The sequence below is a fragment of the Sphaerotilus sp. genome, assembly GCF_041083715.1.
In the GTDB taxonomy this organism is placed as follows: Bacteria; Pseudomonadota; Gammaproteobacteria; order Burkholderiales; family Burkholderiaceae_C; genus Sphaerotilus.
Genome location: NZ_JBFPGY010000318.1, coordinates 1 through 20,452 on the forward strand (window position 1 = coordinate 1; position 20,452 = coordinate 20,452).

21 protein-coding genes are annotated in these 20,452 nt (G+C 68.1%); 18 read left to right on the forward strand and 3 right to left on the reverse strand.

Going from position 1 to position 20,452, the window contains the following annotated elements:
- The 13 genes from AB3X43_RS14700 to AB3X43_RS14760 all read left to right on the forward strand — a co-directional run.
- The coding region (locus AB3X43_RS14700) for a hypothetical protein (RefSeq protein WP_369430609.1) at window positions 1-181 on the forward strand (181 nt) is incomplete at its 5' end.
- Window positions 182-210: 29 nt separating this feature from the next.
- Window positions 211-1,515: a gallate dioxygenase gene (locus AB3X43_RS14705; RefSeq protein ID WP_369430610.1), complete on the forward strand. Its 1,305-nt coding sequence runs from the start codon at window positions 211-213 to the stop codon at window positions 1,513-1,515.
- A gap of 13 nt (window positions 1,516-1,528) precedes the next feature.
- Window positions 1,529-2,383 carry a shikimate dehydrogenase family protein gene (locus AB3X43_RS14710; protein ID WP_369430611.1) on the forward strand — a complete coding sequence of 285 codons (855 nt, stop codon included), beginning with the start codon at window positions 1,529-1,531 and terminating at the stop codon, window positions 2,381-2,383.
- A gap of 38 nt (window positions 2,384-2,421) precedes the next feature.
- Window positions 2,422-3,573 carry an ABC transporter substrate-binding protein gene (locus AB3X43_RS14715; RefSeq protein ID WP_369430612.1) on the forward strand — a complete coding sequence of 384 codons (1,152 nt, stop codon included), beginning with the start codon at window positions 2,422-2,424 and terminating at the stop codon, window positions 3,571-3,573.
- 36 nt (window positions 3,574-3,609) lie between these two features.
- Window positions 3,610-4,440, forward strand: coding sequence for an amidohydrolase family protein (locus AB3X43_RS14720; protein ID WP_369430613.1), 831 nt, complete (start codon window positions 3,610-3,612; stop codon window positions 4,438-4,440).
- A gap of 50 nt (window positions 4,441-4,490) precedes the next feature.
- A complete protein-coding gene (locus AB3X43_RS14725; RefSeq protein WP_369430614.1) occupies window positions 4,491-5,237 on the forward strand; it encodes a dienelactone hydrolase family protein in 747 nt (248 codons plus the stop codon).
- Window positions 5,238-5,267: 30 nt separating this feature from the next.
- Entirely contained in the window at window positions 5,268-5,843 is a 576-nt protein-coding gene (locus AB3X43_RS14730) for a DsbA family protein (RefSeq protein ID WP_369430615.1), read from the forward strand.
- Between the two features lie 101 nt (window positions 5,844-5,944).
- Window positions 5,945-7,606 carry a CTP synthase gene (locus tag AB3X43_RS14735; protein WP_369430616.1) on the forward strand — a complete coding sequence of 554 codons (1,662 nt, stop codon included), beginning with the start codon at window positions 5,945-5,947 and terminating at the stop codon, window positions 7,604-7,606.
- Window positions 7,607-8,464: a 3-deoxy-8-phosphooctulonate synthase gene (gene kdsA / locus AB3X43_RS14740; RefSeq protein WP_369430617.1), complete on the forward strand. Its 858-nt coding sequence runs from the start codon at window positions 7,607-7,609 to the stop codon at window positions 8,462-8,464. It begins immediately after the preceding gene.
- Between the two features lie 120 nt (window positions 8,465-8,584).
- Window positions 8,585-9,868 carry a phosphopyruvate hydratase gene (gene eno / locus AB3X43_RS14745; RefSeq protein WP_369430618.1) on the forward strand — a complete coding sequence of 428 codons (1,284 nt, stop codon included), beginning with the start codon at window positions 8,585-8,587 and terminating at the stop codon, window positions 9,866-9,868.
- Between the two features lie 18 nt (window positions 9,869-9,886).
- Window positions 9,887-10,171, forward strand: a complete 285-nt coding sequence (locus tag AB3X43_RS14750; RefSeq protein WP_369430619.1) for a septum formation initiator family protein — start codon at window positions 9,887-9,889, stop codon at window positions 10,169-10,171.
- Window positions 10,172-10,214: 43 nt separating this feature from the next.
- Window positions 10,215-10,793, forward strand: coding sequence for an AAA family ATPase (locus tag AB3X43_RS14755; protein WP_369430620.1), 579 nt, complete (start codon window positions 10,215-10,217; stop codon window positions 10,791-10,793).
- A 61-nt stretch (window positions 10,794-10,854) separates the two neighbouring features.
- Complete coding sequence (locus tag AB3X43_RS14760) at window positions 10,855-12,144, forward strand: acyltransferase family protein (protein WP_369430621.1); 1,290 nt, start codon at window positions 10,855-10,857, stop codon at window positions 12,142-12,144.
- Here the strand turns inward: AB3X43_RS14760 and AB3X43_RS14765 are convergent.
- A complete protein-coding gene (locus AB3X43_RS14765) occupies window positions 12,083-12,895 on the reverse strand; it encodes a ferritin-like domain-containing protein (protein WP_369430622.1) in 813 nt (270 codons plus the stop codon). The two genes, AB3X43_RS14760 and AB3X43_RS14765, sit on opposite strands and share 62 nt — an antisense overlap.
- Before the next feature lie 42 nt (window positions 12,896-12,937).
- On the opposite strand from AB3X43_RS14765, the gene AB3X43_RS14770 reads away from it, so the two are divergent.
- The 3 genes from AB3X43_RS14770 to AB3X43_RS14780 all read left to right on the forward strand — a co-directional run bounded on the left by AB3X43_RS14770 (window position 12,938) and on the right by AB3X43_RS14780 (window position 15,237).
- Complete coding sequence (locus AB3X43_RS14770) at window positions 12,938-13,465, forward strand: gamma carbonic anhydrase family protein (RefSeq protein WP_369430623.1); 528 nt, start codon at window positions 12,938-12,940, stop codon at window positions 13,463-13,465.
- Window positions 13,462-14,442, forward strand: a complete 981-nt coding sequence (gene hslO, locus AB3X43_RS14775) for an Hsp33 family molecular chaperone HslO (RefSeq protein ID WP_369430624.1) — start codon at window positions 13,462-13,464, stop codon at window positions 14,440-14,442. The genes AB3X43_RS14770 and hslO overlap by 4 nt, the downstream gene beginning before the upstream one ends.
- A gap of 315 nt (window positions 14,443-14,757) precedes the next feature.
- Complete coding sequence (locus AB3X43_RS14780) at window positions 14,758-15,237, forward strand: DUF1097 domain-containing protein (protein ID WP_369430625.1); 480 nt, start codon at window positions 14,758-14,760, stop codon at window positions 15,235-15,237.
- Between the two features lies 1 nt (window position 15,238).
- On the opposite strand, the gene AB3X43_RS14785 is transcribed toward AB3X43_RS14780, so the two are convergent.
- Window positions 15,239-16,180, reverse strand: coding sequence for an alpha/beta hydrolase (locus AB3X43_RS14785; protein ID WP_369430626.1), 942 nt, complete (start codon window positions 16,178-16,180; stop codon window positions 15,239-15,241).
- Between the two features lie 173 nt (window positions 16,181-16,353).
- On the opposite strand from AB3X43_RS14785, the gene AB3X43_RS14790 reads away from it, so the two are divergent.
- Entirely contained in the window at window positions 16,354-17,202 is an 849-nt protein-coding gene (locus tag AB3X43_RS14790; RefSeq protein ID WP_369430627.1) for a basic amino acid ABC transporter substrate-binding protein, read from the forward strand.
- Here AB3X43_RS14790 and AB3X43_RS14795 read toward each other — a convergent pair.
- Entirely contained in the window at window positions 17,195-19,708 is a 2,514-nt protein-coding gene (locus AB3X43_RS14795; RefSeq protein WP_369430628.1) for a putative bifunctional diguanylate cyclase/phosphodiesterase, read from the reverse strand. The genes AB3X43_RS14790 and AB3X43_RS14795 overlap by 8 nt on opposite strands.
- Before the next feature lie 163 nt (window positions 19,709-19,871).
- Here AB3X43_RS14795 and AB3X43_RS14800 point away from each other — a divergent pair.
- On the forward strand, window positions 19,872-20,452 hold a 581-nt coding region (locus AB3X43_RS14800; protein WP_369430629.1), incomplete at its 3' end, for an amino acid ABC transporter permease.

Here is a 20,452-nt window from a genome sequence, read left to right on the forward strand (position 1 = left end):
GGGCAAGGCGCCGGGCAGCCTGACCGCCAAGGACCAGAACACGGCCACCACCACTGTGGCAACCAACGGTCGCACCCGCCCGCTGTGCGTGTACGGAAGCTGGCCGAAGTACACCGGCCCGGCCAGCACGACCCAAGCGCAGGCCAACGATGCGGCGAACTTCACCTGCACGGCCTATTGACTTGAACTGAAATCGGAAAGCTCCCCTGCATGGCCACGATCATCGGCGGCATCGCCGCCTCCCACACACCCACCATCGGCTTCGCTTTCGACCGCGACAAGCAGTCCGACCCCGTCTGGGCGCCGATCTTCGAAGCCTTCGAGCCGGTCAAGCGCTGGCTGGACGAGGCCCGGCCCGACGTGGTGCTGGTCACCTACAACGACCACGTCACCTCGTTCTTCTTCGACCACTATTCGGCCTTCGCGCTGGGCATCGGCGGGCGCTACGAGGTCGCGGACGAAGGCGGCGGACCCCGCGACCTGCCGCCGATCAGCGGGCATCCGGCGCTGGCCGCCCACATCGGCCAGTCGCTGGTGGCCGACGAGTTCGACATGTCCTTCTTCCAGGACAAGCCGCTCGACCACGGCTGCTTCTCGCCGCTGTCGGTCCTGTTCGACCACGGACACGGCTGGCCCGTGCCCATCATCCCGCTGCAGATGGGCGTGCTGCAGTTCCCGATCCCGAGTGCGCAGCGCTTCTGGAAGCTGGGCAAGGCGCTGCGCCGCGCCATCGAGAGCTACCCGGAAGACCTGCGCGTGGCCATCGTCGCCACCGGTGGCCTGTCGCACCAGGTCCACGGCGAGCGTGCCGGCTTCAACAACACGCCGTGGGACCTGCAGTTCCTGGAGCTGTTCGAACAGGATCCTGAGCGGCTGGCGTCGCTGACCCACGCCGAGCTGGCCGAACTCGGCGGCGTCGAGGGCGCCGAGGTGCTGATGTGGCTGACGATGCGCGGTGCGCTGTCGGCGCAGGTGAAGAAGGTTCACCAGGCCTACTACTTGCCGTCGATGACCGGCATCGCCGCGGTGGTCTACGACAACCTCGCCGGCACGCCGGTGGCCGGCGAGATCGAGCGCCACCGGCAGGCGATGGGTGTGCAGCTCGCAGGCGCCGAGCGGCTGACGGGCACCTACCCGTTCAACTTCGCGCGCAGCGTCAAGGCGTTCCAGCTCAACCGTTTCCTGCACGATCTGATCGCACCGGCACACCGCGCCCGCTTCCTGGCCGACGAAGCTGCGGCACTGGCCGCCGCCGAACTGACCGAGGAGGAACGCGGGCTGGTGCAGCGGCGCGACTGGCGCGGGATGATCCACCACGGCGTCATCTTCTTCCTGCTGGAAAAACTCGGCGCGGTCGTAGGGGTCTCCAACCTTCACATCTATGCGGCCATGCGCGGAGAATCGCTGGAGGATTTCCAGCAGACCCGCAATGCACCCGGCGCGCTGTACTCGGTGGCGGGCCAGGACGCAGGCGGACTCGCCTGGGACCACCACGACGCCCCGAAGACCCTCTGATTCCGGAGCAGCCATGACCCTCATCACCGGCAAGACCCGTGTCTTCTTCATCCTCGGCGATCCGGTGGCGCAGGTCCGCGCCCCCGAGGTCTACAACCACCTGTTCCAGCAGCACGGCATCGACGCCGTCGTCGTTCCGCTGAAGCTGCCCGCCGGCGCACTGCCCGGCTTCCTGCAGCACGGCATGGCGGCGGAGAACCTCGGCGGCTTCTGGGCCACCATCCCGCACAAGCCAGCGCTGTTCGAGCACCTGCAGCCGAGCGATCCGGTGGCGGTGGTGGCCGGGGCGGTCAACGCCGTGCGGCGCCTGCCCGACGGGCGGCTGGAGGCGGCGCTGTTCGACGGCATCGGGTTCATCAAGGGGCTGGACCACTTCGGCCTCGACGTGCCCGGCCGGCGCGTGCTGGTGCTTGGTGCAGGCGGTGGCGCACAGGCCGTGGCCGCCGCGCTGGCACAGCGTCAACCGGCGCGGCTGGCGATCCACAACCGCAGCCGCGACCGCGCTGACGCCCTGGTGCAGCGGCTCGCACCGATCATCGGGGCCGGCGCCGAGGTGGCCGCCAGCAACGACCCGGCCGGCTTCGACCTGATCGTCAACTGCACCTCGCAGGGACTCAAGCCCGACGACGCCCTGCCCTTCGATCCCGCACGGGCCGACGCGGGCACGGCAGTGGTGGACATCATCATGAGCCGCGAGCCGACGCCGCTGCTGCGCGCCTGCCGCGAGCGCGGACTGCGCGCCGAGGCCGGCTTCGAGATGCTGGTGCAGCAGGTGCCCGAGTACCTGCGTTTCTTCGGCTACGACGAACTCGCCGCGACGCTGCAAGCCGATCTCGGCGAGGTCCGCGCCCTGCTCGCCCCGCGCTGAAGCCCGCCGCGTCCACGAACAACCCAAGGAGACAAGCCATGACCCATCCCATCCGCACGATCCTGGCCGCCTGCGCCCTGACACTGGTCGGCGCCACCGCCGCCCAGGCCCAGGCCCAGGCCATCAAGATCGCCAACATCGTGGAGCTGTCCGGCGCGGGTGCCACCTCCGGTACCAACTTCAAGAACGGCGTCGAACTCGCCGTCAAGGAGATCAACGCCGCCGGCGGCATCCTCGGCCGGAAGATCGAGACCACCACGTCCGACACCCAGAGCAACCCCGGCGTGGCCAAGGGCCTGACGCAGAAGGCCATCGACGAGGACGTGTTCGCCGTCTTCGGTCCGGTGTTCTCCGGCTCGATCCTGGTCAGCATGGCCGAGACGCGCCGCGCCGAGATCCCCAACTTCACGGGTGGCGAAGCGGCCTCCATCACCAAGCAGGGCAACCCCTACATCTTCCGCACCAGCTTCACGCAGGACACGGCGATGCCCAAGGTGGCGCGCTACATCGCCAATGGCCTCAAGGCGAAGACGATCGCGCTGATCTACATCAACAACGACTACGGCAAGGGCGGGCGCGAGTCGCTGATGAAGTCGCTGGAACCGCTGGGCGTGAAGGTGATCGCCGATGTGTCCACTGACCAGGGCCAGATCGACTTCTCGGCGCCTGTCCTCAAGGCCAAGCAGAGCAACGCCGATGCGGTGTTCGTCTACACCAACGAGGAAGAATCGGCGCGGGCACTCAAGGAGCTGCGCAAGCAGGGCGTGACCAAGCCGATCGTCGGCGAGACCACGCTGGTCGGACAGAAGGTGATCGAGCTGGCCGGGGATGCGGCCAATGGCGCCGTGGCCCACGTCGGCCTGACGGTGGACGCGCCGAACCCGCAGATGCTGAAGTTCAAGGCCAAGTTCTATCAGGAGTACAAGTACATCACCGACCACAACGGCATCAAGGGCTACACGGGCATCTACCTGCTCAAGGCCGCCATCGAGAAGGTCGGCAAGCTCGACCGCAAGGCCGTGGCGCAGGCACTGCACGGGCTGAAGGTCTCGGCGGCGAAGCACCCGGGCGTGATCATGGACGTGAGCATCGATGCCAACGGCGATCTCGACCGCGAGAGCTTCCTGGTCGAGGCGAAGAACGGCAAGCAGGAGATCAAGGAAATCCTGCCGGCCCTCGGCGCCAAGTAAGCTGACGCTCCCGCCCTTGCGCAACGGAGCCCGCCCGTGAGCCTCAGCCTCTTCGACGAACCCAAGCTCGACAGCCATTGCCATGTGCTCGATCCGGCGCGTTTTCCCTACGCGCCGGACGTCGCCTACCGCCCGGCCGGGCAGGAACAGGGCACGCTCGCCCAGTACCTGCAGGTCATGGACGCCTATGGCATCCGGCAGTCGCTGCTGGTCGGCCCGAACTCCGGCTATGGGCTGGACAACCGCTGCCTGCTCGACGCGCTGCAGCAGCACCCCGACCGCTTCCGCGGCATCGCCGTCGTGCGCAACGACACCCCACGCGAGGAACTGCAGCGGCTGCGCGAGGCGGGCGTGGTCGGCGTGGCCTTCAACGCCACGCTGCTCGGCACCGAGTTCTACGCCAACACCGACCCGCTGCTGCGCCACCTGGCCGATCTGGACATGTTCGTCCAGGTGCAGGTCGAGCACGACCAGCTCGTCGCGCTGCGGCCCCTGCTGGAGCGCAACGGCGCGCGCATCCTCATCGACCACTGCGGCCGACCGGCACCGGGTGGCGGCCTCGACCAGCCGGGCTTCCAGGCGTTGCTGGCACTGGCCCGCACCGGGCGAACGGCCGTGAAGCTGTCCGGCTACCAGAAGTTCTCGACCCAGCCGCCGCCGCACGCGGACGCGCAGGTCTTCGTGCGCGCGCTGCTCGACGCATTCACGCTGGACGCGTGCTTCTGGGCCTCGGACTGGCCCTTCCTGAAGGCGCCGCACCGGCTCGACATGGGGCCGCTGATCCGGCAAGTGGAGCAGCTGCTGCCCGATCCGGCCGACCGGGCGCGCCTGTGGTGGGAAACGCCGCGGCGCTGGCTCGGCTTCTGACCGGCCACCCGTTTCCCCCTCGACACCACCAGACCAGGCTGGATTCCCGCATGCGTGCAGACACCACCCCCTTCGCCCCCGCCTCGAACAGCCCGGTCCGCACCGCGTGGACCCAAGTGCCGTCGCCCGATGGCGACTTCGGCGCCTACCTCGCGCTGCCGCCGTCGGGCCATGGTCCCGGCCTGTTGCTGCTGCAGGAGATCTTCGGCGTCAACGCCCACATCCGCGGCGTGGCCGAGCAGTACGCATCGGCAGGCTTCACGGTGCTGGCGCCCGACCTGTTCTGGCGGCAGGCGCCGCGGGTCGAACTCGACTACGTCGGCGCCGACCGCGAACGCGCACTGGCACTGATGCGCACGCTCACGCACGCGCAGGCGGTGCAGGACATGACCGCCAGCCTCGCCGCCCTTCGGGCCCGGCCGGAGTGCGGCGAGCGCGTCGGTGCGATCGGCTACTGCATGGGCGGGCGGCTGGCGTTCACGGCGGCTGCGCTGTGTGGCGTGGACGCTGCCGTCTGCTGCTACGGCGGCGGCATCGCCGGGCAACTCGATCTGGCCCACCGCATCGGCTGCCCGGTCCAGTTCCACCACGCCGCGCACGATGCCAGCATTCCGCCCGAAGCGGTCGCGTCGATCGAGGCCGCGATGGCCACGGCTCCGGCCGGTGCGCAGGCCGAGTTCCACCAGTACGCCGGCGCGCAGCACGGCTTCAACTGCTGGGCCCGCTCGGCCTACCACCCGGCCAGTGCCGCGCGGACACTGGGGCGCTCGCTGGACTTTCTGGCACCGCTCTTCTGAGCGCCAACGCCTGCATGGAGCCTTCTTCCGATGACCCTCGCGCCCACCCCCACCGCTGCCCGCCCCGCCGACGTGCTCACCTGGGGCCACGGCCCGCGCACGCTCGAAGTCTTCCTGGAGCCGACCTGCCCGTTCTCGGGCCGCGCCTTCGGCAAGGTCGATGCACTGATGGCGCGTGCCGGCAAAGACCGGCTGACACTGAAGATCCGGCTGTTGTCCCAGCCCTGGCACACCTTCTCGCCGGTGACGGTGCGGGCGGTGCTGGCCGCCACGACAGCCGAGGATGGGCGCGACGCGGCGACGCGCGTGCTCGCGGCCGTGTTCGCGCACCGCGAGCGCTTCGAGCCGACCGACCACTGCGCCGGCCCGGTGCTCGACCGCTCGCCGCGCGAGGTGCTGGCCGAGATCGAACAGCTCAGCGGCGTCGCGCTCGCCGAAGCGTTTGCCCGTCCCGCGCTGACCACCGACGTGAAATGGCAGGCCAGGTACGCCCGCCAGAACGGTGTCCACGTCACGCCGACCTTCCTGATCGACGGGCTGGTCGTGCCGGACATGGGCAGCGGTGAGACGGTCGAGGCGTGGCTGGGGCGGCTCGGACTGGCCTGACGGTGTCCGCCTATAATCTCGTTTTACCACCACGGCCCTCCTGAAAGTTGCTCGCCCGGCGCCCTGACGCCCGCGACATCGGCAAGGGAGGGCCGCTCCACATGACCAAGTTCGTCTTCGTCACCGGCGGTGTCGTGTCCTCTCTGGGCAAAGGCATCGCCGCGGCTTCCCTGGCTGCCATTCTTGAATCCCGTGGCCTCAAGGTCACGCTGATCAAGCTGGACCCCTATCTGAACGTCGATCCGGGAACGATGTCGCCGTTCCAGCACGGCGAGGTCTTCGTCACCGACGACGGCGCCGAGACCGACCTGGACCTGGGCCACTACGAGCGCTTCATCACGACGCGCATGCGCAAGTCCAACAACTTCACCAGCGGCCAGATCTACACCTCGGTGCTGGAGAAGGAACGCCGCGGCGACTACCTCGGCAAGACGGTGCAGGTCATCCCGCACGTCACCAACGAGATCCAGGACTACGTGCGCCGCGGCGCAGGAGTCGGCACGCCCGACGCGGTGGACGTGGCGATCGTGGAAATCGGCGGCACGGTCGGCGACATCGAATCGCTGCCCTTCCTCGAAGCCGTGCGCCAGATGGCGCTGAAGCTCGGCCCGACGAACTCTGCGTTTGTCCACCTGACCTACGTGCCCTGGATCGCCGCTGCGGGCGAGCTGAAGACCAAGCCGACCCAGCACACGGTGCAGAAGATGCGCGAGATCGGCATCCAGCCCGACGCGCTGCTGTGCCGCGCCGACCGGCCGATTCCCGATGAAGAGCGCGAGAAGATCTCCCTGTTCACCAATGTCGCGCTGCATGGCGTGATCTCGGTCTGGGACGCGGACACGATCTACAAGGTGCCGCGCATGCTCCACGAGCAGGGCCTGGACGAGCAGATCTGCATGAAGTTCCAGCTTCTGACCAAGCCGGCCAACCTCGACCGCTGGGACCGGCTGGTCAAGGAAGTCGCCAGCCCGAAGGGCGAGGTCACGATCGCGATGGCCGGCAAGTACACCGAGCTGTCGGACTCGTACAAGTCGCTCAACGAGGCGCTGCGCCACGCCGGCATGCACCACCACGTCAAGGTCAACATCGAGTACGTGGACTCCGAGACGCTGACGCCCGAATCCGCCGGGCAGCTCTCGAAGTACGACGCCATCCTCGTGCCTGGCGGCTTCGGCAAGCGCGGCATCGAGGGCAAGATCGTGGCCGCCCAGTACGCCCGCGAGCACGGTATCCCCTACCTGGGCATCTGCCTGGGCATGCAGGTCGCCACCATCGAGTACGCGCGCCACATGGCCGGCCTGACCGACGCCAACTCCACCGAGTTCGAGCCGGACACCAGGCACCCGGTGATCGCCCTGATCGACGAATGGCAGGACGCCGACGGCTCGATCCAGAAGCGCGACGCCAACTCCGACCTCGGCGGCACGATGCGCCTGGGCGCGCAGAGTTCGGACGTCAAGACCGGCACGATCGCGCACGGCATCTACGGCGACGTCGTCACCGAGCGCCACCGCCACCGCTACGAAGCCAACGAGAAGTACCTGCAGCGCCTGCAGGACGCCGGCCTCGTCATCTCCGCGATCACGCAGCGCGAGAAGCTGACCGAGATGGTCGAGCTGCCGCAGTCGGTGCACCCGTGGTACGTGGGTGTGCAGTTCCACCCCGAGTTCAAGTCGACGCCCTGGGACGGCCATCCGCTGTTCATCGGCTACATCAACGCCGCGCTCCAGCACCAGGCGGCAGCAGGCAAGGCGGGCCAGTAAATGCAACTCTGCGGCTTCGAGGTCGGCCTGGATCGACCGTTTTTCCTGATCGCCGGCACCTGCTCGATCGAGGGCCTGGAGATGAGCCTCGACGTGGCCGGCCAGCTCCAGGAAGCCTGCACCGCGCTGGGCATCCCGCTGATCTACAAGGGCTCGTTCGACAAGGCCAACCGCTCCTCCGGCTCCAGCCAGCGCGGGGTCGGGAGGGACGCGGGTCTGAAGATCCTCGACGAGGTGCGCCGGCAGACGGGCCTGCCCGTGCTCACCGACGTGCATGACGCCGCGCAGATCGCCGAAGTCGCCAGCGTGGTGGACGTGCTGCAGACCCCGGCGTTCCTGTGCCGCCAGACCGATTTCATCCGCGCCGTCGCCCAGAGCGGCAAGCCGGTGAACATCAAGAAGGGCCAGTTCCTCGCACCCTGGGACATGAAGAACGTCATCGACAAGGCCCGCGCCGCGGCCAGGGAAGCCGGCCTGTCGGAAGACAGCTTCCTCGCCTGCGAGCGTGGCGTCAGCTTCGGCTACAACAACCTCGTGGCCGACATGACCAGCCTGGCCGAGATGCGCAACTCCGGTGCGCCGGTGGTGTTCGACGTGACCCACTCGGTGCAGAAGCCGGGCGGGCTGGGCAGCGTCAGTGGTGGCGCCCGCGAGATGGTGCCGGTGCTGGCACGGGCAGGCGTCGGCGTCGGCGTGGCGGGGCTGTTCATGGAAACGCACCCGGATCCGACCAAGGCGTGGAGCGACGGCCCGAACGCCGTGCCGCTGAAGCACATGCGCGCACTGCTGGAGCAACTGGTGGCGCTCGACCGGGTGGTCAAGTCGCAACCTTTGCTCGAAAACGATTTTTCTTGCTGAACCCTGCTTCAGGCTGGGGATTTACGATCACGGGTTGCGTCGGATTGTTCAGCGCGGGTAACGGCCGGAAGGCACCATCCGCACACCACCGACCCAGGACTTTGAAACAGGAGTGAAGAGATGAGCGCCATCGTAGACATCGTCGGCCGAGAGATCCTCGACAGCCGCGGCAATCCCACCGTCGAATGCGACGTGCTGCTGGAAAGCGGCGTCATGGGCCGTGCGGCCGTGCCGAGCGGTGCGTCCACCGGTTCGCGCGAAGCCATCGAGCTGCGCGACGGCGACAAGAGCCGTTACCTGGGCAAGGGTGTGCTGAACGCCGTCCAGAACATCAACACCGAGATCTCGGAAGCCGTGCTGGGCCTGGACGCGGCCGAACAGGCCTTCCTCGACAAGACCCTGATCGACCTCGACGGCACCGACAACAAGAGCCGCCTGGGCGCGAACGCGATGCTGGCGGTCTCGATGGCCGTGGCCCGTGCCGCCGCCGAAGAGTCCGGCCTGCCGCTGTACCGCTACTTCGGTGGCATGGGCGGCGTGCAGCTGCCGGTGCCGATGATGAACGTCATCAACGGCGGCGCCCACGCCAACAACAGCCTCGACCTGCAGGAGATGATGATCATCCCGGTCGGCGCCCCCACCTTCCGCGAGGCGGTGCGCTGGGGCGCCGAGGTGTTCCATGCGCTGAAGAAGATCCTGCACGACAAGGGCATCAGCACCGCGGTGGGCGACGAGGGTGGTTTCGCGCCGAGCGTCGCCAGCCACGAGGAAGCCATCCAGCTCATCCTGCAGGCCATCGAGAAGGCCGGCTACCGGGCCGGCGAGCAGATCGCCCTGGGCCTGGACTGCGCCGCCAGCGAGTTCTACAAGGACGGCCAGTACCACCTCGAAGGCGAAGGCCTGGTGCTGACCGCCGAGGCCTGGACCGACATGATGGCCACCTGGTGCGACAAGTACCCGATCATCTCGATCGAGGACGGCATGGCCGAAAACGACTGGGACGGCTGGAAGCTGCTGACCGACCGCCTGGGCAAGAACGTGCAGATCGTCGGTGACGACCTGTTCGTGACCAACACCAAGATCCTGAAGGAAGGCATCGAGAAGGGCATCGCCAACTCGATCCTGATCAAGATCAACCAGATCGGCACCCTGTCGGAAACCTTCGCCGCCATCGAGATGGCCAAGCGTGCGGGCTACACGGCCGTGATCAGCCACCGCTCGGGCGAGACCGAAGACTCGACGATCGCGGACATCGCCGTCGGCCTGAACGCCGGCCAGATCAAGACCGGCTCGATGAGCCGCTCGGACCGCATCGCCAAGTACAACCAGCTCCTGCGCATCGAAGAGGACCTGGGCGAGATCGCCGTCTATCCCGGCCGCGCCGCGTTCTACAACCTGCGCTGACGCTGGCGGAGCAGCCCCGTGCGCGGCGTCACCGTCGTTCTGCTGGCCCTGCTCGGGCTGGTGCACGCCGAACTCTGGTTCGGCAGCAGCGGCACGCCGCGCGTGCGGGAGCTGTCGGCGCAGGTCGCCGATCAGCAGGCCCGCAACGCGGCGGCGCGTGTACACAACGACCAGTTGCAGGCCGAGCTGAAGGACCTCAAGGAAGGTCTGGAAATCATCGAGGAAAGTGCCCGCTTCGAGCTGGGCATGGTCAAGCCGGACGAGATCCTCGTGCAGTACCCGCCAGCCCCGCGGGCGAACTGAGACTGGAAGGCCCGCCCTGCAACCGACCCGCATCATCGCCCTGGTGGGTGCGGCGGGCACCGGCAAGTCAACGCTGGCCCGCGCGCTGGTCGCCTCGCTGGAGGCGGACGGGATGGTGGTTGCCCACCTCGACGGGTATCGGCACACCTTCTCCATCGAGCGCGGTCGCGCGCCCCGGCAGGACGAACAGGCCGCCATCGCGGCCGAGCAGACCCGCCGCATCACCGCCGCTCGCGATGCCCGGCTGCGGCCGGTGGACGTGGTCGTGGCGGACACGACGGCACTGGTGACCGCGGTCTACAGCGAACTCGTGTTCGGCGACACCACGCTGTATGCACAGGCGCTGGCCGACCACCGGCAGGCGGATCTCACCCTGCTGATGGCCCCCGACCTGCCCCACCCCGCCGACGTGCTGCTGCGTGAAGCCCTGCTGGGTGCAGGCATCGGCTTCTCGGTGATCGGGGGCCAGGGACCGCAGCGGCTGGCCAGCGCCCGTGCGGCGTGGGCCGCCACGCAACGCCGGGCAGCAGCCCCCGCACGGTCCCGTGCGCCCGGTGGCTGGCGGCACCACTGCGGCCGCTGCGGCGACCCATCCTGCGAACAGCATCTTTTTTCACGCTGAACCGGCAGGCGTGCCCGACCGCGGAGAACCGCCCGCAAATCCCCATGGCAGCATCGCCGCCGTGACTGCACGCCCTCCATCCCCTGCTGCCTCGGGCCACCTCGCCCACCTGCCCTCGCTGGATGGCCTGCGCGGCATCGCCATCCTGCTGGTGCTGCTGCACAACTTCGACGTGCTCGACCTGGGCAGCGTTCGCACGCTCGGCCCGGTGCTGGTCAAGGAATTCTTCTACATCGGCTGGATCGGGGTGCAGCTGTTCTTCGTGCTCAGCGGCTACCTGATCACGCGCGGCCTGCTGCAGACCCAGGGCCGGCCCGACTACTTCGAGCGCTTCTTCCTCAAGCGCGTGCTGCGGATCTTCCCGCTGTACTACCTGGCGTTGCTGGTGTTCCTGGTGCTGCTGCCGGCCATGGGCTGGGTCGAGCAGCGCTCCATGCAGTACAGCCCCCTGTGGCTGTGGACCTACCTGTCGAACTGGACCACGCCGTTCGAGCCGACCGGCGGCCCGCTGCCGCACTTCTGGTCGCTGGCCGTGGAAGAGCAGTTCTACCTCGTCTGGCCCTTGCTGCTGTGGAAGCTGCGGCTGCGCAACATCTGGTGGCTCTGCCTGGGAATCACGGTGCTGAGCCCGCTGCTGCGGCTCGCGATGGTGCAGCAAGGATTTCCGGACGAAGCGCTCTACGAGTTCACCTTCAGCCGCATGGACGCGCTGACCGCCGGTGCTGCGCTGGCCACGTGGGACCAGGGCCGTGCGCTGCACGGCGCCACCCGCTGGCGGGCGTGGCACCTGCAACTGTTCGGACTGCTGCTGCTCATGGCGGCGGCGGTGGCCTCGCATGGGTTCCGGCGCATCGGTGCCGTGCCGCAGGTCGTCGGCTACAGCCTGCTCGCGCTGAGTTTCGCGGCGCTCACCGGCTGGGCGGTGCTGACCGACCAGGCGCGCAGCCGCGGCGCCAGTGTCAGCCGCTGGAGCGCGGCGCTGCGCTGGCCCGTGCTGCGGCGCTTCGGGCAGTACAGCTACGCGATCTACGTCGTCCACAAGCCGCTGCAGGACCTGGTCGGCGAACCGCTGCTGGTGCGCTGGACAGGCCAGGTGCACACGGCCGATCTCGGCGTCGCACTGGGCTACTTCGTGGGGGCCACCGCGGTCACCTTCGGCGTGGCCTGGCTGTCGTGGCACCTGTTCGAGCGCCACTTCCTGGCGCTGAAGGACCGGCTGTCGGCGCCCCCTGCACGGCCGACCCGCCACGGCATCCGCGGTACGGTGACGGCCGCGCAGCGCCGCAGCTTCAGGGAGCCGAAGGCAGCGGTGCGGGCTGCCCTTCTAGGTAGGCGAGCTCCTCCTCGCTGAAGCCGGCCTGCAGCCGTGCCGCGCGGTTGAACGGCGGGCGCAGCCGCGGTGCTTCGTACTGCGCGACCAGCACGCGGTAATGCACCACCGGGTCGAGGCCCGCGCGTTCGCAGGCCCAGCGGTACCAGCGATTGCCGATCGCCACATGCCCGACCTCGTCGCGCAGGATGATGTCGAGGATCTCCACCGCGCGCAGGTCGCCCGCCCGACGCAGCTTGGTCTGGATCAGCGGCGTGGCGTCCAGCCCGCGGGCCTCCAGCGTGCGCGGCACCAGCGCCATGCGTGCGACGAAATCGCCACGGGTCTTCCAGGTCATCGTCCACAGGCCGTCATGGGCCTCGAAGTCACCGTAGACGTGGCCGAGCGTGGCGAGGTGTTCGGCCACCAGCAGGTGGTGGGTGGATTCCTCGGCCGCGACCCGCAGCCAGTCGAGGTAGTAGGCCGTCGGCAGCCCCGGAAAGCGCCAGACAGCGTCGAGCGCAAGGTTGATCGCGTTGAACTCGATGTGCGCGATCGCGTGCATCAGCGCGGCCCGCCCTTCCAGCGTGAACGGCGAGCGCGGCGGCACCCCGTCCGCCCGCACCAGCACCGGCCGCACGGGACGGCCGGGCAGATCGGCGGGCTCGGCCAGCACGGCGGCGGGATCGAGCGGCAAGGTCTCCGCCTGCGCCCAGAGGGCCTGCACGGCGTATGCTTTGCGCACCGGATCGGCGATGCACAAGGCCCCAAGGGCCAGTTGTCGTAAGTCCATCCCTGGAATTTTCCCTCTATTTCTGCAAGGCAAGGAGTGGCGATGGCCATCTATCAGCTCGGCGCGCATGCGCCGCAGATCCACCCGACGGCATTTGTCGCCGACAACGCACAGGTCATCGGCCGCGTCCACATGGCCGAGGACACCAGCGTCTGGTTCGGCGTCGTCGTGCGCGGCGACACGGACCACATCCGCATCGGCCGCGGCAGCAATGTGCAGGACAACACCGTGCTGCACACGGACGAGGGCATCGAGCTGGTCATCGGCGAGAACGTCACCATCGGCCACCAGTGCATGCTGCACGGCTGCACGATCGGCGACGGCGCGCTGATCGGCATCGGCGCCATCGTGCTCAACGGCGCCAAGATCGGCCGCCACAGCGTCGTCGGCGCGGGCGCGCTCGTCACCGAAGGCAAGGAATTCCCGGACTACTCGATGATCCTGGGCAGCCCGGCCAAGGTGGTGAAGACCCTCACGCCCGAACAGGCCGCGCAGTTCACCCATGGTGCCGCCCACTACGTGGCCAACGCCCGGCGCTACCAGCGCGACCTGCAGCAGGTGACCCGATGAGCGGCAGCAGTGACGTCCAGAGCGGCGAACTCCACAAGTTCATCTTCGAGGGCCTGCCGGTGCGTGGTGTGCTGGTCCGGCTGACCGGCGCGTGGACCGACATCCTGGCGCGGCGCGCCCAGTCTGGCGGCTACCCGGCACCGGTTCGGCAGCTGCTGGGCGAGATGACCGCCGCCGCCGCGCTGATGCAGGCCGGCATCAAGTTCAACGGCGCGCTGATCCTGCAGATGCAGGGCGACGGGCCGGTGGCGCTGGCCGTGGCCGAAGCACAACCGGACCTCGCGCTGCGCGCCACGGCCCAGGTCACCGGCGAGATTCCGGAAAACGCCCGGCTCGAAGCGCTGCTGAACGTGCACGGCCGCGGCCGCTGCGCCATCACGCTCGACCCCAAGGACCGCCAGCCTGGCCAGCAGACCTACCAGGGCGTGGTACCCCTGCATGGCGACCACCACGAGCCGCTGCAGAACCTCTCCGAGGTGCTCGAGCACTACATGCTGCAGTCCGAGCAGCTCGACACCCGGCTGGTGCTGGCCGCCGACGACCATGTGGCCGCGGGCCTGCTGATCCAGCGCCTGCCGATCGAGGGCGAAGGCAACCTCGGTGGCCGCAGCAACGAGGACGAGATCGGACTGAACGAGTCCTTCAACCGCATCGCCCACTTCGCCGCCACCCTGACCCAGGAAGAACTGCTGACGCTGGACACCCCCACCATCCTGCACCGCCTGTTCTGGGAAGAGGAGCTGCGCCTGTTCGAGCCGATGACGCCGCGCTTTGCCTGCACCTGCTCGCGCGAGCGGGTCGGGCGCATGCTGGTCAGCCTGGGCCGCGATGAGGTGGAAAGCGTACTGGCCGAGCAGGGGCAGGTGGAGGTCACCTGCGAGTTCTGCGGCCAGCGCCAGCACTTTGACCCGGTCGATGCGGCGGAGCTGTTTCTCTCGGCCGCTGCACATGTGCCGGGATCTCCGACAGTTCAGTAAACAGTGATATTTGTCACACTCCGCTCCATCGGCGGAGCCTGAACAAGACAGTCTGTGCCGCCTGGAGGGGGTTCGCCCTTGCTGCCAATGGCAACGTCACGCCATGGAACAAGGGACTACCCCTCACTCAAATCTGACAGGTTGGAGCGCCCGATATTCGCTTGCAGACTGGTGCGCTGCCGTACGGTTCTGGCGCATCTCCATACCAGTGACACCTGTGGAGACACCCGCAGGTACGGGCTTTGCCTTGCATCTCCTTGCAGGGAAGCCGGGGGCTTCTCATGCGCCACCCACATGAGACTGAGGAGACATGCAATGAGTCTGTTGATCGCACTGACCATCTCGATCGGCCTGCTGGCCGTCGCCGCCACCTGGCTGTTCCTGGGCCCGCTGGCCGCCATGAACCTGCAGATCTGGCAGGCGTTCATCGCCTGGGCCTGCTTCTTCAACAACGGCGGCAAGTCGGCCGGACTGAAGACCACCGTCCTCTGCATGAGCTTCGGTGCGGTGGTGGGCATGGCCTCGGTGCTGCTGATCGGGCAGCTCGGCGGCCTGGGCGCACTGGCCGCACCGGTGGCCGTGGGCATCGGCGCGGCGGTGATCGTGCTGGCGGCGCACCTGCCGCTGCTGTCGGCCATCCCGGCCAGCGTGTATGGCTTCGCGTCGGTCGCGGGTCTCATCCTGCTGAAGGGCCTGCCCGCCACCGAAGCCATCGTGCCGACCATCCTGTCCATCGTGCTCGGCGCGCTGTTCGGCTGGGCGTCGGAGCAGGTGGCCGGCAAGCTGACCAAGTAAGTCAGGTCTTCAGGGCACGGCGCAGGACCGCCGCACAGAGGTCCACCGCCGTGTTCGCCTCGTCGAGCACACGGCCCATGGTGATGAAGCCGTGGATCTGCCGTTCGAAACAGACGTACTGGGCACGGTTGCCCGCCGCGCTCAGGCGGTCGGCGTACTGCCGGCCCTCGTCGCGCAGTGGGTCGAAGCCGGCGGTGAGCACCAGCGCCGGCGGCAAGCCCTGCAAGTCCTCGCGCAGCAGCGGCGAGGCGCGCCAGTCGCTCCACTGCCCCGGGTCGGGCATGTAGTGGCCGCGGTAGTAGGCGATCGAATCGGCGGTCAGCATGTAGCCCTGTGCGCAGGTGGTGTGCGACGGTGCCACCGCGCGCATGTCGGTGGCCGGATAGACCAGCAGCTGGAAGGCGATCGGCAGATCACCCGCATCCCGTGCCGCCAGCGCCACCACGGCCGCCAGATTGCCACCCGCGCTGTCGCCGCCGATGGCCAGCCGCTGCGCATCCACCGCCAGTTCGGCCGCGTGCCTCTGCACCCAGCGCGTGGCAGCCAGCGTGTCGTCGACCGCAGCCGGAAACCGGTGCTCCGGTCCCATGCGGTAATCGACCGACACCACCGCGCAACCGGCGCCATTGGCCAGTTGCCGACACAGCGTGTCATGGGTGTCGCAGTCACCGATGGTCCAGCCACCGCCGTGGCAGTACACCAGCACCGGCAGCACGGCCTCGGGCGCCGCGCCAGCCGGGCGGATCAGGCGCAGCGGAATGCCACCGTGCGGCCCGCTCGCCACCAGCGCCTGCACCAGCGACACCGCAGGTGGATCAGGCTGGGTGAAGAACCGGCGCTCGCGAAAGAAGCGGCGCGCCTCTTCGGGCGTCAGCAGATGGGTGGGCGGAATGCCGCGCGCGGCGACGAGGTCCATCAGGGCACGGGCTTGGGGATCGAGCAACATCGTCACCTCGGCGACAGGGTAGGACAGACAACGGTACTGCAGCGAATCAAGTCGCGCAGCAACTCGGGTTGACCGCCAGGATCCAAGGGCAAAGGCCCCTTAAACTGGCAGGTCTGCGCCTGTTGAAGGCATACCCTGATTCTCCGACTTCCCCGTTCACGAGGATACCCATGACGCATTCCCTGACCACCCGTCGCTTCCTGAAGACCTCCAGCCTGCTGATTGCCGGCCTGGTGCTGGCCGCCTGCGGCAAGCAGGAAGCCGCTGCCCCGGCCGCTTCCGCCGCATCGACTGCCGCAGCCCCTCCGCCGGCCGCTGCCAAGGTCTACGTCGTCGGCACCGACGCTGCCTACGCGCCGTTCGAATCGCAGAACGAGAAGGGCGAGATCGTCGGCTTCGACATCGACGTGGTCTCGGCCGTGGCGAAGAAGGCCGGCATCGAGGTCAAGTTCGTCAACACCCCGTGGGAAGGCATCTTCAACAACCTGGCCCAGGGCGACCGCGACCTGCTGGTCTCGGCGATCACGATCACCGACGAGCGCAAGCAGACGATGGACTTCTCGGCGCCCTACTTCGACGCGCAGCAGCTCATCGCGGTCAAGGCCGACTCGAAGATCGCCAAGTTCGACGACCTGAAGAAGCTCAAGGTCGGCGTGCAGACCGGCACCACCGGCGACGAGGTCGTCAGCAAGCTGATCGGCAAGACCAGCACGTCGGTCAAGCGGTTCGAATCGACGCCGCTGGCGCTGAAGGAACTCGAATCCGGCGGTGTGGACGCCGTGGTGGCCGACAACGGTGTCGTGATCCACTACGTGGCGAACAACACCGGCTCGAAGTTCAAGACCGTGTCCGACGCCTCGTTCACCCCTGAGCAGTACGGTCTGGCCGTCAACAAGGGCAACACCGAGCTGCTGGAGAAGATCAACAAGGGCCTGGCCGAGGTCAAGGCCGATGGCACCTACGCCAAGATCTACGCCCAGTACTTCGGCGCTGCACCGGCCACCGCTGTCGTCAAGTAAGCAGCGACATGCCGCAGACCTGCCGCCAGAGTTCGAACTCGGCGGCAGGCATCGGGCGGGCAAACAGGAAGCCTTGCCCTTGGTCACAGCCGAGCGCCTCCAGCAAGCCGCGCTGGCCCTCGGTTTCCACCCCTTCGGCGACCACCTTCAGCTGCAGGCCGTGCGCCAGCGCGATGATGGTGCCGGCGATGCTCAGATCGCGCCCGTCACGCTCGATGCTGTTGACGAAGCTGCGGTCGATCTTGAGCACATCCACCGGCAGGTGCTTGAGGTAGGACAGGCTCGAATAGCCGGTGCCGAAGTCGTCGATCGCCAGCGTCACACCGGCCCGGCGCAGTTCGCCGAGCAGCGCACCCGGCTCGCCACCGGCGTCCATCAGGGTCGACTCGGTGATCTCCAGCTCCAGCACGTTCGGCGGCAGGCCGTGCGCCGCGCGCAACCGGCGCAGCAGTGCCGGCAGCCCGGGATCGCTGAAATGCCGTGCCCCCAGGTTCACCGCCACCGGCAACCAGCCCAGCCCCTGGACGTGCCACCGCGCGATCTGGGCCGCCACCTCGGCCAGCATCCATTCGCCGATGACGACGATCAGATCGCTCTGCTCGGCCACCGGGATGAACCGTGCCGGCTGGATCCAGCCCTGGTCCGGGTGCTTCCAGCGCACCAGCGCTTCGGCGCCGATCAACGCGCGGGTCTGCAGGTCGAGCTTGGGCTGGTACCAGGCCCGCAGTTCGCCCGCCGCCACGCCGCGCCGCAGCGCCGACACCAGGATCAGCCGCTCCAGCGAGGCCTGGTTCATCTGCGGATCGTAGAAGCGCCAGGTGTTGCGGCCTTCGCCCTTGGCGCCGTTGAGTGCGCTCTCGGCATTGCGCAGCAGCACGTCACTGGCCTGGCCGTCGCTCGGAAACAGGCTGATGCCGGCCGACACCGTCACCGTCAGCTCGTGCCCCTGGATGGACAGCGGCGCCGACAGCGTGGCCAGCAGCTGCCGCACCCGCTCCACGCAGTGGTCCCGCCCGGTGCGCTCCAGCAGCACGACGAACTCGTCGCCCCCCAGGCGCCCGACGAACAGGCCCTGGTGAACCAGCGGCCGAAGGCGGGCCGCCATCTCGATCAGCACGGCATCCCCGGCCGCATGGCCCATCGAATCGTTGATGGACTTGAACCCGTCCAGCCCCAGCACCAGCAGCGCCGCCTGGACGTTGGGCGACTGGGGGGACGGCCGGACCGAGATGGCCTGCTGCAGCCGCGCGCCGATGGCCTGCCGGTTGGGCAGATCGGTCAGCGCGTCGTGGCTGCTGAGGTAATCGGTGCGTTCCTCGGCCTGGCGGAGGCGCGACAGATCGGCACCGATGCCGACGTAGTGGGTGATGCACCCATCGGCATCGCGCAATGCCGTGATGGTCTGCAGCAGCGGGTAGATGCGCCCGTCCTTGGCGCAGTTCCAGAACTCGCCCTGGAAGGTATCCTCGTCACGCAGGGCACTCCACATGCGCTCGTAGAACGCGAGGTTCAGGCGCCCGGCATCCAGCACGCCCGGATTGCAGCCCATCACCTCCTGCGCCTCGTAGCCGCTGGTGCGCGTGTAGGCGGCGTTGATGGCAACGATGCGGTTCTGGGCATCGGTGACGACGATGGACTCGCTCGCCGAATCGAAGATGCGGGCGGACAGGCGCATGCGCTCTTCCTCCCGCTTGCGCTCGCTGATGTCCCGCACGATGCCGTTGATCTCGACCGTGCGCCCACGGTCGTCGCGGACCATCTCGGCGTTGATCTGCAGCCAGCGCTCGGGCGGGCCGCCGTTCAACCGGACCTCGATGTCCAGCGCACCGCTGACGAGCGCGGACTGCCAGTGCCGGCGCAGACGCGCCTGGTCTCGCGGGGCCATCAGCGCCACGGCCTCCTCGAAATTCAGCGCCGTACCCGGTGCAATGCCGAACATCTCGCAGGCCTTCTCGCAAGGCAGCATGCAGTCCATGGCCATGTCGGCCCACCAGCTGCCCAGGCCGGCTGCACGCTGTGCACTGCGCAGACGCGCCTCGCTGCGGCTCAGCAATTCGGCCGCCGTGCGGCGCTCGAACCAGCGTGCCAGCTCCCGCGCCAGCGCCAGCAGCAGACCCGGATCGGGGAGATGGTCGCAGGGCAGCCCCGTGGTCGGATCGATGCAGGCCAGATCGATGTGGCCGATGTCCCGCCCGTCCAGTCGGATCCGCTGCGACAGACGCCAACCGGTGGACGGGGCCTCGTCGCCCGCATGGCGCCCCCCCAGCGTCACGCCGGTCTGCACGAGTTCCGGACGCTCGAACGCCATCGGCAGACAGAGCACCACGACCTGCGCCGCCTGGGCACAGCTCAGCGAGAAGTCGCCCAGCGACGCGCTCACCTCGAACAGGCAGCGGGTCTCGCGCAGCCGTGCGTCCAGCTGACGGGAGCGCTCTTCCAGCGCAGCGGCCAAAGCGGCTCGCTCGCTCGCACTGTCCTGTCCGCTGGTGGTGGGTCCTGCTGGCATCGGCTCTGGATCTCCTGGCTGTCGATCCACCCATTCTGCAGTGGTCCTGGACGTTGCAGCGACCGATCTCAGGGCCTGCCCTGATGCCCCGCGTAAACTCGCACGGCACGATGCAGGAATCTTTGGATTCGATACACAGTCAACGAGATCGACCTACACCATGATGGATTTGCGCTGGGACATTCTGACCGGTTACGGACCGCTCTTCGCCGAAGGCGTGGTCACCACCATCGAGCTGACGCTGGTGGCCATCGTCGCAGGCCTGGCGCTGGGCATCACCTTCGGGCTGATCAGCAGTTCGGTCAATGCACCACCGCCGCGCTCGTCGGCCTGGGCATGGGTGCTGAAGACGTTGCGGGCGATCACCACCGCCTACGTGACCTTTTTCCGCGGCACGCCACTGTTCGTGCAGATCCTGCTGGTGCACTTCGCGCTGATGCCTGCACTGATCCATCCCGACAGTGGCTGGCTGCTCAGCGGCGACGCCGCACGCACCTTTCGACAGGAGCATGGCGCCTTCTTCTCGGGCTGTCTGGCACTGAGCCTGAACGCTGGGGCCTACATCTCCGAGATCTTCCGCGCGGGCATCCAGAGCATCCACCTCGGCCAGACGCAAGCGGGCTATTCCCTGGGTCTCACCCATGCGCAGAGCATGCGTTTCGTCATCCTGCCGCAGGCCTTCCGGCGCATGGTGCCGGCACTGGTCAACGAAGGCATCACGCTGATCAAGGACTCCTCGCTGGT

Coding starts and splice junctions, on each gene's coding strand:
- AB3X43_RS14705 (WP_369430610.1), top strand. CDS start 211: ATGGCCACGATCATCGGCGGCATCGCCGCCTCCCACACACCCACCATC.
- AB3X43_RS14710 (WP_369430611.1), top strand. CDS start 1,529: ATGACCCTCATCACCGGCAAGACCCGTGTCTTCTTCATCCTCGGCGAT.
- AB3X43_RS14715 (WP_369430612.1), top strand. CDS start 2,422: ATGACCCATCCCATCCGCACGATCCTGGCCGCCTGCGCCCTGACACTG.
- AB3X43_RS14725 (WP_369430614.1), top strand. CDS start 4,491: ATGCGTGCAGACACCACCCCCTTCGCCCCCGCCTCGAACAGCCCGGTC.
- AB3X43_RS14730 (WP_369430615.1), top strand. CDS start 5,268: ATGACCCTCGCGCCCACCCCCACCGCTGCCCGCCCCGCCGACGTGCTC.
- AB3X43_RS14735 (WP_369430616.1), top strand. CDS start 5,945: ATGACCAAGTTCGTCTTCGTCACCGGCGGTGTCGTGTCCTCTCTGGGC.
- kdsA (WP_369430617.1), top strand. CDS start 7,607: ATGCAACTCTGCGGCTTCGAGGTCGGCCTGGATCGACCGTTTTTCCTG.
- eno (WP_369430618.1), top strand. CDS start 8,585: ATGAGCGCCATCGTAGACATCGTCGGCCGAGAGATCCTCGACAGCCGC.
- AB3X43_RS14765 (WP_369430622.1), bottom strand. CDS start 12,895: ATGGACTTACGACAACTGGCCCTTGGGGCCTTGTGCATCGCCGATCCG.
- AB3X43_RS14770 (WP_369430623.1), top strand. CDS start 12,938: ATGGCCATCTATCAGCTCGGCGCGCATGCGCCGCAGATCCACCCGACG.
- hslO (WP_369430624.1), top strand. CDS start 13,462: ATGAGCGGCAGCAGTGACGTCCAGAGCGGCGAACTCCACAAGTTCATC.
- AB3X43_RS14780 (WP_369430625.1), top strand. CDS start 14,758: ATGAGTCTGTTGATCGCACTGACCATCTCGATCGGCCTGCTGGCCGTC.
- AB3X43_RS14790 (WP_369430627.1), top strand. CDS start 16,354: ATGACGCATTCCCTGACCACCCGTCGCTTCCTGAAGACCTCCAGCCTG.
- AB3X43_RS14795 (WP_369430628.1), bottom strand. CDS start 19,708: ATGCCAGCAGGACCCACCACCAGCGGACAGGACAGTGCGAGCGAGCGA.